General features: G+C 37.2%; 6 protein-coding genes. All 6 read left to right on the top strand.

From position 1 onward, the window contains the following. Positions 1-47: 47 nt before the first annotated feature. The 6 genes from EVJ48_03790 (at position 48) to uvrA (ending at position 11,872) form a co-directional block, all read left to right on the top strand. Positions 48-2,708: a pyruvate, phosphate dikinase gene (locus tag EVJ48_03790; GenBank protein RZV39640.1), complete on the top strand. Its 2,661-nt coding sequence runs from the start codon at positions 48-50 to the stop codon at positions 2,706-2,708. A 3-nt stretch (positions 2,709-2,711) separates the two neighbouring features. Further along, positions 2,712-5,906 carry a transcription-repair coupling factor gene (gene mfd, locus EVJ48_03785; GenBank protein RZV39639.1) on the top strand — a complete coding sequence of 1,065 codons (3,195 nt, stop codon included), beginning with the start codon at positions 2,712-2,714 and terminating at the stop codon, positions 5,904-5,906. 57 nt (positions 5,907-5,963) lie between these two features. Further along, positions 5,964-6,881, top strand: a complete 918-nt coding sequence (locus EVJ48_03780) for a hypothetical protein (protein ID RZV39638.1) — start codon at positions 5,964-5,966, stop codon at positions 6,879-6,881. A 134-nt stretch (positions 6,882-7,015) separates the two neighbouring features. After that, the gene (locus EVJ48_03775) at positions 7,016-8,029 is read left to right on the top strand and encodes a hypothetical protein (protein ID RZV39637.1); all 1,014 of its coding nucleotides are present in this window, start codon (positions 7,016-7,018) and stop codon (positions 8,027-8,029) included. A 16-nt stretch (positions 8,030-8,045) separates the two neighbouring features. Beyond that, positions 8,046-9,077, top strand: a complete 1,032-nt coding sequence (gene pdxA, locus EVJ48_03770; protein ID RZV39636.1) for a 4-hydroxythreonine-4-phosphate dehydrogenase PdxA — start codon at positions 8,046-8,048, stop codon at positions 9,075-9,077. Then, positions 9,062-11,872 carry an excinuclease ABC subunit UvrA gene (gene uvrA / locus EVJ48_03765; protein ID RZV39635.1) on the top strand — a complete coding sequence of 937 codons (2,811 nt, stop codon included), beginning with the start codon at positions 9,062-9,064 and terminating at the stop codon, positions 11,870-11,872. Before pdxA ends, uvrA begins: the two co-directional genes overlap by 16 nt. Positions 11,873-12,160 lie beyond the last annotated feature (288 nt).

Genomic DNA, 12,160 nt, shown 5'->3' with positions numbered 1-12,160 from the left:
TCTAATAATATATTAAATATATTTTTATTTATTCGGAGGATAGTGTTATGGGTAAATTCGTTTATTTTTTCGGCAACAAAAAGGCGGACGGCGATGGTTCCATGAAAAATTTGCTTGGCGGAAAAGGAGCCGGTTTGGCGGAGATGACTAACCTCGGCATAAGAGTTCCTGCCGGTTTTACGATAACCACGGAAGTTTGTACTTATTTTTATGAACACGGCAAAAAATATCCCGATGAATTAAAAAGCGAGGTAAAAGAAAATATAAAAAAGATGGAAGATGCAATGGGGTCTAAGTTCGGCGACGCTAAAAATCCCCTGTTGGTTTCCGTAAGAAGCGGGGCAAGGGTATCGATGCCCGGAATGATGGACACGGTTTTAAATCTCGGATTGAACGAGACTACCATTAAAGGCCTTATCGAAAAATCGGGCAACGAAAGATTTGCATACGATACATACAGAAGATTTATTCAGATGTTTTCAAACGTAGTTCTTGGAATAGATTCCGGAATTATGGAATCTATTTTAGCAGATAAAAAGAAAGAAAAATCGGTTAAAAACGACAACGAATTAAATGAAGCCGATCTTCGCTATCTGGTATCGGAATTTAAAAAAGTCGTGGAAAAAGAAAAAGGAATAAAATTTCCAGACGATCCAGAGGAGCAGTTGTGGATGGGCATTTCTGCCGTTTTTGAATCTTGGAACGTACCGAGAGCTATAACATACAGAAAGCTCAATAAAATACCTGAAAACTGGGGAACCGCAGTAAACGTTGTTTCTATGGTTTACGGAAATATGGGAGAAACTTCCGCAACCGGAGTAGCGTTTACCAGAAATCCTTCTACCGGAGAAAACGGTTTTTACGGCGAATATCTTATTAATGCGCAGGGCGAAGACGTCGTGGCGGGAATAAGGACGCCTCAGCCCGTCAACGAACTTTCCAAGAAAAATTCCGAAGATCTTTCTTTGGAAAAAGCTATGCCCGCAGTATATAAAGACCTTCTGGAATATGCAAGCCGGCTGGAAAAACATTATAAAGATATGCTTGACCTCGAGTTTACTATTCAGGAAGGCATACTTTACATGCTTCAGGTAAGGACGGGAAAAAGGACGGCGAAAGCAGCGGTTAAAATTGCGGTAGATATGGTCAAGGAAGGTATGATAGATAAAAAAACAGCCGTTTTAAGAATAGACCCCTATTCTATAGCGCAGCTTATGTATCCGGCGGTAGATCTCAGCGCAAAAAAAGACGTTATAGCAAAAGGGCTTCCTGCTTCGCCCGGAGCGGCAAGCGGCGAAGTGGTTTTTTCGGCAGAAGAAGCGGAAGCAGAAGTAAAAAAAGGCAAAAAAGTAATATTGGTAAGAATGGAGACTTCTCCCGAAGATATACACGGAATGAGCGTTTCCGAAGGTATTCTTACCGCCAGGGGAGGCATGACTTCCCACGCCGCCGTAGTTGCGAGAGGTATGGGGAAATGCGCCGTTACCGGCTGTTCGGTTCTTGAAATTAACGAAAAGAAAGGGGAGATAACAGTCGGAAACAGAAACATAAAAATAGGAGATATTATTACGTTAAACGGATCCAACGGGGAAGTTTATTCCGGTTACGTAAAAATGATAACGCCGGAAATAAACGAAGATTTCAGGACGATAATGAAATATGCGGATGAGTTTAGAAAATTGAGCGTAAGGGCAAATGCGGATACTCCCGAGGATGCAAAAGTTGCGCGCGGTTACGGAGCCGAAGGCATAGGACTTTGCAGAACGGAGCATATGTTCTTTAAAGGCGACAGAATAAAAGCCGTCAGAGAGATGATTCTTTCCGAAACGGCTGCGGAAAGACAAAAAGCACTTGCTAAGCTTCTCCCCATGCAAAAATCCGACTTTATAGAATTATACGAAGAAATGAAGGGCTACTCGGTAAACATAAGGCTTCTTGACCCGCCGCTGCATGAATTTCTTCCGAAAACGGAAAAAGACATAAGAGAGTTATCCGAAATTATGGGTATTTCATACGAGAGGCTCAGCGCAAAGACGGCTTCCCTACACGAAGTCAACCCGATGCTTGGTCACAGAGGCTGCCGTCTGGGAGTAAGTTATCCCGAAATATATGAAATGCAGGTTCAGGCAATTATGGAAGCCGCATGCGAATTTTATAAAAACGGCAACAAGATTATTCCCGAAATTATGATTCCGGTCGTCGGGATTTATGAAGAGATAAGGTTATTAAAGGAATTAGTCGATAAAAAAGCTGCAGAAGTTATGAATAAATACGGCACTAAACTCGACTACTTAGTCGGAACTATGATAGAACTTCCGAGAGCATGTATGGTAGCCGACGAAATAGCGGGCGAGGCCGAATTTTTTTCGTTCGGTACAAACGATCTTACACAGACTACTTTCGGGTTTTCAAGGGACGACATAGGTTCTTTTTTACCCGATTATCTTAATAAAAATATTCTTAAGACAGATCCGTTTATGGAGTTAGACAGAAGCGGTGTAGGCGAATTAATGAAAATTGCCGTACGGAAGGGCAAGGAAACAAGAAAAGATATTAAACTCGGCATATGCGGAGAACACGGAGGCGACCCAAGCTCTATAGAATTTTGCCACAGCATCAATCTTAATTATGTCAGCTGTTCGCCTTACAGGGTTCCGGTTGCAATAATTTCCTCCGCTCAGGCTTCGATTAAAGAGGTGAAATCTTAAGGAATAGATTTGGAACCATTAGATTTAAAAACGCTTGCCGCTTTTTCTTTAGACGCTGCTTCGTTTATAGAAAGAGAGAAAGGAATATTTATTTTTTTATGCGATAATTACGCCTCCGCTAAAGCTTTGTACGGCAACCTGTCGTTTTTTTCTTCGCAGAAAATATTTTTCTGCGAAGAAATAATCCCCGTAAGCCTTTTGTATGATTTAAGGCAAACCGCCTCTGCCGCTGTAGTTACGACTCCTATTTCTTTTTTCTCTAAAGTGCCGGAGCCGGACAGCCTTCTTAACTCGTTTATCCATATAAAAAAAGGTTCAAACTTTTCGCGCGACGTTTTTATAGAAACTCTCGCTTCGTACGGCTATGAAAGAACGAATATTATAGAAAACGAAAACGAATTTGCTGTAAGAGGGGAAATAATAGACATAAGCAATGCAGATTCTCTTTATCCGGTCAGGATCGATTTTTTTGACGAAACCGTAGAAGATTTGCGGTATTTTGACCTCAATACGCAGTTAAGCATTAAAAGCATAGATGCATTTACCGTATTCCCCGTAAAATCTAATTATTATCCTAAAACTATAAATATATCCGAATCCGTTCCGAATTCGGTTTTATACATAGAAGAACCCGAAACCGAACTTTTAGATTTTTTAAACCGCGGCACGGATAATAAAAATAGTTTTAATAGGATTTTAAATAATTTAAATAAATTTTATTATTTTAATATTAAAAAATCTTCGATATATTACGGAATTAAAAACGATACCGGCAATAACATAGGGGAAAAATTTTCGGAAATAAAATCGGTAAATAGCCGTTTTGCCGAAAAGTTAAAATATGAAAACGGCAAATTAAATCTAACTCTAATAAGAAAAATAATCCTCAATCTTATAAATAAAGAATACAAGGTAACCGTCGTTTCCAAAAACGAAATTCACAGGGAAAGGCTTAAAAATATTTTTGCTTCCATAGGATTAAGCGAAGAAGAAATACAAAACGGATTATTTAAAATTATTAACGGTAACGTTTCATCAGGTTTTATATCTAAAAAAGATAAACTTTTTTTAATTAAAGGGGAAGAACTTTTCAGGGAACATTTAGATATCGTTTCCGAAAGTTCAAGCCGGTTAAAAACTTCGGGATTAGATTATTTTAAAAGCATAGAAGAGCTGAATCCCGGAGATTACGTAGTCCACGACGAGTTCGGAATTGCACAGTTTACCGAAATTAGAAATATTACGCTCAACGGCATATCGTCCGATTATTTTACCCTTATGTTTGAAGGAGGAGATAAGCTATTCGTTCCGTCGGAAAAAATTTATCTTTTACATAAGTATATATCTTCTTCCGAAGATAATGCTCCGGTTTTAAACAGACTCGGCAATAAATCATGGGAGAAAGCCAAGACCAAAGCAAAAAAGAAAATTGAAGAAATTGCGGAAGATTTAAAAGTTCTTTACGCAAAAAGAATGACGGACAGGGGGTTTGCATTTTCTCCGGAAGATGAAGAATATAGAGAATTCGAGGAAAATTTTGAATTTGAAGAAACGGAAGACCAGGCAAGAGCCATTAAAGAAGTTTTACGGGATATGCAGGGCAATAAACCTATGGACAGGCTGATATGCGGAGACGTCGGATTCGGCAAAACCGAGGTAGCTATTAGAGCGGCTTTCAAAGCGGCTATGGACGGCAAGCAGGTTGCCTTAATAGCTCCTACTACTATTTTAGTAGACCAGCATTATCAAAATTTTAAAAAAAGATTTGATAAGTATCCCGTAAAAATTGCCCATATCTCAAGATTCGTCAAGAAGAACGAAGAAAAAGAAATCGTTAAAGGAATTAAAAGCGGAGAGATAGATATAATAATCGGGACGCATAAATTGCTGTCGGAAAAAATAGAATATAAGGATATAGGTCTTCTGATTATCGACGAAGAACAAAAATTCGGCGCACTGCAGAAAGAAAAAATAAAAAAATTAAGATATTCGATAGACGTTTTGGCGATGAGCGCAACTCCTATTCCGAGGACGCTTTATATGTCTATGTCGGGAATAAGGGACTTAAGCATTATAAGCACGCCTCCTTCCGGTCGAAAAAACGTTATAACGGAAATAGCAAACTACGACGAAGAGATAATAAAGAAAGCGATATTTAACGAAATAAGCAGAGGCGGACAGGTTTATTTTATCGATAACAGGATATCCCATTTAGATTCCGTTCGCGACAGGCTTGCTAAAATTATGCCGGATATAAGAATAGGGGTAGTTCACGGGAGGTTACAGCCTGAAAAAATTATGGATATTATGCATATTTTTCACGATAAAGGATACGACATCCTGCTTTCGACCGCCATAATAGAATCGGGATTGGACAATCCTAACGTAAATACGATTATTATAAATAATGCCGAAAAATTAGGGCTTAGCCAGCTTTATCAATTAAGGGGAAGGGTCGGGAGATCGCACATTCAGGCATATTGCTATGCCGTTACTGGAACGCCCGTTGAAAATATAAGCCCGGAACAATTAAAAAGGCTAGTCGCCGTTAAAGAATACAGCGAATTGAGTTCGGGATTTAAACTTGCCATGGCGGATTTGGAAATAAGGGGAGCGGGGAATATTTTGGGAGGAGCGCAATCAGGACATATAAACTCGGTCGGTCTTGAGATGTGCATGCAGATGTTGAAGGAAGAAATTGAAAAAATGCGCGGCGTAATATTGCCTGCACAGATTAATCCGGAAGTTAAGACTAATTTATCCGCTTATATTCCTAAAAGCTATATAGAAGACGAAAAAACAAAGACCTCTTTTTACAGAAAACTGGCTAATTGCGTAACTATTAACGACGTGGAAAATATAAAAAAGGAGTTTGAAGACAGATTCGGCAGGATGGAAGATTCCGTTAAAAATCTGTTAAAAATTGCAGAACTTAAAATTAATATGAAAAATTGCAAAGTAAGCATTATAGAGATTAAAGATGCCGAGTTTATTATGGAATTTCATAATTCGGCGGCGTCCATTTTTGAAAGGCTGATAAAATTTATAAACGATAAAGAATCTTCGTCTGAATATATAATTAATTTTATAGACGAATTTAAAATGAGGCTAAGATTTAAACATTTAGATTCTAAGCAGGATAAAATAGAGAAAGCTAAAATTATCTTGCAACGATTATACGGCTATGTTAATATTTAATAATTGTATTTGCTTTAAATTAACTTAATTTAACTTTTATTTGTTCAAGAGGGGAAAATGAAAAAGCTTAAAGGTTCTATTTTATTAATTGCCCTGTTTTCGATAGTATTATCGATGGGTCTTTACGGATGCGCAAAGAAGCAGACCGCCGCACCTTCTAAAGTAATTGCGGAAGTAAACGGAAAACCTATTACAGCCGCAAAATTTCAAGAGGAAATGTCTAAATTTCCGCCTGAACTAAGATCTTATCTCGAAACGCCGACCGGCGAAAAGAGACTGCTAAAAAGTCTTGTGGACAGGCAGATTTTAGTAAACGAAGCTTTAAAAGAAGGAGTAAATAAATCAAAATCTTATAAAACGCAGATTTCTGATTTTAAAAAAGGTCTTTTAGTCCAGCTTTTGCTCCATAAAGAAGTTGCAAATAAAGTAAAAGTTACTACGGCTGATGCCAAGGCTTATTATAAAAAGCATTATCTTTCTTTTAATCTGCCTTCTAAAATTAACGTAAGCTATATACAGGTAAATTCTCCGAAAAAAGCCCAGTTAGCATATAAAATGCTTACTTCCGGCAAACCTTTTCCTGCGGTAGCTCAAAAATATTCGATGGCGCCTAATGCTAAAAACGGCGGTATGCTCGGCTGGATAAAATTCCAGGAAACTACACCCGCATTTAACAATGCGGCTTTCAGCATTCCTAAGGTCGGCGGCATATCGAAGATAGTAAAGGTCGGCAGCCATTACGACATTATAAAATTAAATAACGTAGTTACCGGCAAACCTAAACCTTTTTTGTCTTTAAAAAATCAGATAATAATGATAATGAAACAGAAAGAGGCGTCTAAAATTTTAAAATCTTTTGTAGGGAATTTGAGAAAGAAAGCTAAAATAAAATATTTTTACAAAAATTTGCCGGTTGCAAATTCTACAGTTCCTCAGGCATCGACAGGTCAAACTAAAGCGGCTGCAAAAAAATAAAAACGGTTAAAAGTATTATAAACGCTAAAATAAAATATTTTGATAATCAGAATACGGCATAAAATATAATTTATGCCGTATTCGCTTATAAGTAATAATAATTACGGAATTATATCCGTTTTATTAATAAAAAAATGAGAAAAAATAAGATTTTTATAATTTTAATATCCGCAGTTTTAACGTCGGTTTTATTTTCCGCAATAATAAAAAATGCAAACGCCGTAATAATAGACCAGGTAATAGCGGTAGTAAATAAAACGCCGATAACTCTATACGATTTTGCAAAATTCGACAGACCGGCTTTCGAGCAGTACGAACAGATGCAAAACGAAGCGTCGCAGGGTATTTTTACCCAGGAAGACACGGCGGTTATGTCTAAGACCAAGGCTGTGCTTAATGCTTTAATAAATAAAATGTTAATCAGGCATGAAGAAGAAAAGGCCGCTATTTATATTGCGCCTAAACAGTTAAAAGCCTATGTAAGGGCGGTGGCTCTTGCTAATAACTTTACGGTTAAGCAGTTTTTTAAGTTTTTAGCTAAAAAGGGAATAAGTAAAAAAGCGTATCTGAAACAGGTCAAAAATCATTTTATGGAAGTAGAACTTTTGAGGAAAGTTTTTGGAAATAAAATGGTAATAACAAAAAATCAATTGATAGAGTATTACAGGAAAAACATTGAAGAATTCAGAGGAGAGCCTCAGGTTGACCTAAAGCTGATTTTTTTAGCCGTTCCTCAAAATGCAAATAAAAAAACTAAGGAAGAAATATACAAAAGGATTTCCGCAATAAGAGAAAATGCTATATCCGGAACTAAAAGCTTTTCCGGACTTGCAAGGGAATATTCCGAAGACCCTTCCGAAAAAAACGGCGGGAGGATAGGATATGTTTATAAAAATAAACTGTCGCCCAATTTTTCCGATATTGCATTCAGGCTGCATGTCGGTCAGATAAGTCCGGTTATAAGGACTAAATTCGGTTATGCTGTATTGAAATCGGTAGGCAAAAAGATGGGTGCGTTTAGAACTTTTAAACAGGTAAAGCCTGAAATATTTTCGATCCTTGAAAAACATAGAACGAATAAATACTTAAGGAAAATTTTAAAAAAAGCAAGAAAAAATTCTTACGTTAAAATATTGATTGCAGCATAAAAAAGTAGAACTAAAATTGAATGAAGAGAGCCGTTTTATAGGCATTACTATGGGCGACCCCGGTGGAATAGGGCCGGAAATAGCAATTAAGTCCGTTAAGCATTTCATAGAAAACGAAGCCGAATATATTAAACCGATTATTTTCGGATCTTTTGAAAATATAGAATATACTTCGCAAAATATAATAAAAACCGATATCCCTATAAATTTAATTAAGCCTGATTCTTTTATAGATTATGCTTATCAAACAGGAAAAATAAACGTAATAGATTTAGCTTCTAAATCTTATGCGCAGGTTAAGTATGGAAACGTTAACCACACTTATGCAAAAGACGTCGAAAAATTTATAGAAACCGCAGTTGATTTTTCTATAAAAGAAAAAATACTAGGTTTTGCTACTGCTCCTATAAATAAAGATATGATGCTTAAGGGAGGGGCAAGATTCGGCGGACACACCGAGCTATTAGGGTATTTAGCAGGTTCCGACGATTTTGCCATGCTTTTCTATTCGGATAAACTTATTACAATTCTTTCGACTATTCATATACCTATTTCGGAAGTTCCAGTTAAAATTACTAAAAATCTGCTAAGAAAAATAATAAAAATTTCTATAGAATGGTTAAAAAAAGACCTGGGGAAAAATAGTCCTAATATTGCCGTTCTAGGTTTAAATCCTCATGCGGGGGAAAACGGAAGAATAGGAAACGAAGAGAAAGAAATTATAGTTCCCGTTATAGAGGAATTTAAAAATTATAAAGAAAATATAGCCGGCCCTTTCCCTGCGGATAGTTTTTTTGCCGAAAAATATAAAAAATTCGATTTAATCGTTGCTATGTATCACGATCAGGCGTTGATACCTTTTAAACTGCTTTCGTTTCATAAGGGGGTCAACGTTACGGCGGGTTTAAAATTTATCAGGACGTCACCGGTTCACGGAACGGCTTACGATATTGCCGGTAAGAACAAGGCTGATTGCGGCAGTATGATAGAATCCATAAAATTAGTCGGCAGGATATCGGAGAATAGAAAAAGATGGAAAGAAAGATAGTTATTAAAGGAGCAAGACAGCATAATTTAAAAAATATAAACGTCGAGATACCCAAAGACAAGCTTGTAGTTATAACGGGACTTTCAGGCTCCGGCAAATCCTCCCTTGCGTTCGACACCGTATTTGCAGAAGGGCAAAGGAGATATCTTGAATCTCTGTCGTCATATGCGCGGCAGTTCATGGAACAAATGGATAAACCGGACGTAGATTCGGTAGAAGGACTTTCTCCGGCCATTTCTATCGAACAAAAGTCCGTCAGTAAAAATCCCCGTTCTACGGTCGGCACAATTACCGAAATATACGATTATTTAAGAGTTCTTTTCGCCAGAATAGGTATTCCGTACTGTTATAAGTGCGGTAAAAAAATCGAACCAAAAACCATAGATAGTATGGTGAAATCGGTTTATTCCAATAAAGCCGGCGAAAAACTTATAGTTCTATCTCCTATAGCAATTAACAGAAAGGGAGAGTTTAAGGCAAAATTCGACGATTACTTAAAACATGGTTTTTATAGAATTTATGCCGACGGGAAGGAATATAATTTAGACGAACCGATTAATTTAGACAAAAAAAAGAAGCATAATATAGACTTAGTCATAGACAGGCTGACAATAAAAGAAGAAAATAAAAAAAGACTGTTCGATTCCATAGAACTTGCTTTAAAATTATCTTCCGGCATATTAAAACTTAGATATGAAGACAGGGAAGAAATATTAACCGAAAATTCTATCTGCTTAAACTGCAATATAAGTTACGGCAAACCGGAACCCGCAGTTTTTTCCTTTAACAGCCCGCAGGGCGCTTGTCCCGAATGCGGCGGTTTGGGTTACAAGGAATATTTTGACGAGGATCTGATAGTTCCCGATAAAAATCTTTCGTTAAAAGAAGATGCTATAATTATTTTTAAAAATTCTACTCCCGTATATAAAAGCCAAATTTTTAACTCGCTTTCAAAACATTACGGATTTGATTTATATACTCCTTATAAAGATTTGAGCGCAGATATAAAGCAGGCATTACTATACGGTTCGGGAGAAGAAAAAATTAAATTTTTCGATGCGACCGGCGGCTCTTCCTATCATTTAAGGCATTGGGAAGGTATAATACCAATGCTTGAAAGAAATATAGCCGAAGGAAATTATCTACTGGATCCTAATAAATTCAAATCGGAAAAAGTTTGTCCCGAATGCGGCGGTTTCAGGTTGAGGAAAGAATCTTTAAGCTATAAAATAGGCGGACTAAATATAGCGGAAATTTCGGATTTAAACGTTAAAAATGAGCTGGATTTTTTTAATAAGCTTGAATTAAGCAATTACGAGATTGAAATTGCGGCAAAAATTTTAAACGAGGTTAAAGAAAGGTTAAGGTTTTTAGTAAACGTAGGGCTTGAATATCTGACTCTTTCAAGACAGGCGCAGACGCTGTCGGGCGGGGAATCGCAGAGGATAAGATTGGCCTCGCAAATCGGCTCCGGTCTTACCGGCGTTTTATACGTAATGGACGAGCCGAGTATAGGACTGCATATGAGGGATAACGAGAGGCTTCTTAAGACCATTTTTGAATTGCGGGATAAAGGCAACAGTCTGATAGTCGTGGAGCACGACGAAACTACAATGCTCAAATCGGACTATATAATCGATATGGGCCCTGGTGCGGGGAAGAACGGCGGCTACGTTATAGCGCACGGAACTCCGGAAGAAATTATGAAAAATCCGGATTCTTTAACCGGCAAATATTTGACTGGGCAGTTAAAAATTCCTATACCAGAATTCAGAAGGGAGCATTTATCCGGTTATTTAGAAATAAAAGGCGCAAAGATGAATAATTTGAAAAATATTGACGTTAAAATTCCGTTGAATAATTTCGTATGTATAACTGGAGTTTCAGGGTCGGGGAAAAGCACTTTGATTTTGGATACTCTATATCAGGCGGTTTTTGCCTATAAGAACGGTTATGCAATCGATTTTAAAAGGTTTAATATCGATGCTATAAAGAACGTAGATTATTTCGACAGAGTAGTTAATATAGACCAGTCGCCTATAGGAAGAACTCCAAGGTCTAATCCTGCAACGTATACCGGAATTTTTACTTTAATAAGGGAAATTTTCGCCGGCACTAAAGAATCGAAATCAAGGGGCTACGATCCAGGCAGATTCAGTTTTAACGTTAAAGGAGGCAGATGCGAAGCCTGCAGCGGAGACGGCGTAAAAAAAATAGAAATGCTTTTTATGCCCGACGTTTATGTTATGTGCGACGTATGCAAAGGTAAAAGATATAATGCTCCTACGTTAGAAATCACTTATAAAAATAAAAATATTTACGACGTTTTAAATATGACGGTTAAAGAAGCTTACGTTTTTTTTAACGCTATTCCGCCGCTTGCCCATAAACTAAAATTTTTAATAGACGTCGGATTGGATTATATAAATCTCGGCCAGCTTGCAACTACGCTTTCGGGAGGCGAAGCCCAGAGAATAAAGCTGTCGAAAGAATTATCGAGACCTGGACAGTATAAAACATTATATATACTTGACGAACCGACGACAGGGCTTCATTTCGACGATATCGGCAAGCTTTTGATCATATTAAACCTTCTCGTAGAAGCAGGAAATACCGTTATAGTTATTGAACACAATTTAGACGTAATAAAATCGGCAGATTACATAATAGATATGGGTCATGAAGGAGGCGAAGGCGGCGGAGAAATAATAGCTGCCGGAACGCCGGAAGAGATTTCCGTAAACGAGAATTCGTCTATCGGCAAATATTTGTTACCGTTGCTTGATTTCAAATAAATTTATTTTGTATAATTTTATTGCAATTTTGAGCGTGATTGCTTCATAATAATTGTCTTTTATGTATCGAAGCAAAGTGTAGAAGACGCTTGAGTTTTTAAAGCCGTATATTGATGTCATACAAGGATTATAAGGGGTTCGGCAATTTTTGGAAAAAAATATATGTTGTCAACTTTTAATTTGTCTATTGAATTTAACTTTTAATTTGTCATAATATCTTTGTATTATTATTTTGCTTTTAATACGTTTTATTAATAATCGCAATCAACCTTCATCACCCCCTTTGCC

The organism is Candidatus Acidulodesulfobacterium acidiphilum (assembly GCA_008534395.1).
Classification (GTDB): domain Bacteria; phylum SZUA-79; class SZUA-79; order Acidulodesulfobacterales; family Acidulodesulfobacteraceae; genus Acidulodesulfobacterium_A; species Acidulodesulfobacterium_A acidiphilum.
This window is presented reverse-complemented; position numbering and strand designations above follow the sequence as displayed.

Excerpts from the sequence above, each read along its gene's own strand:
- EVJ48_03790 (RZV39640.1), top strand. The coding sequence starts at position 48 with ATGGGTAAATTCGTTTATTTTTTCGGCAACAAAAAGGCGGACGGCGAT.
- EVJ48_03775 (RZV39637.1), top strand. The coding sequence starts at position 7,016 with ATGAGAAAAAATAAGATTTTTATAATTTTAATATCCGCAGTTTTAACG.
- uvrA (RZV39635.1), top strand. The coding sequence starts at position 9,062 with ATGGAAAGAAAGATAGTTATTAAAGGAGCAAGACAGCATAATTTAAAA.
- EVJ48_03780 (RZV39638.1), top strand. The coding sequence starts at position 5,964 with ATGAAAAAGCTTAAAGGTTCTATTTTATTAATTGCCCTGTTTTCGATA.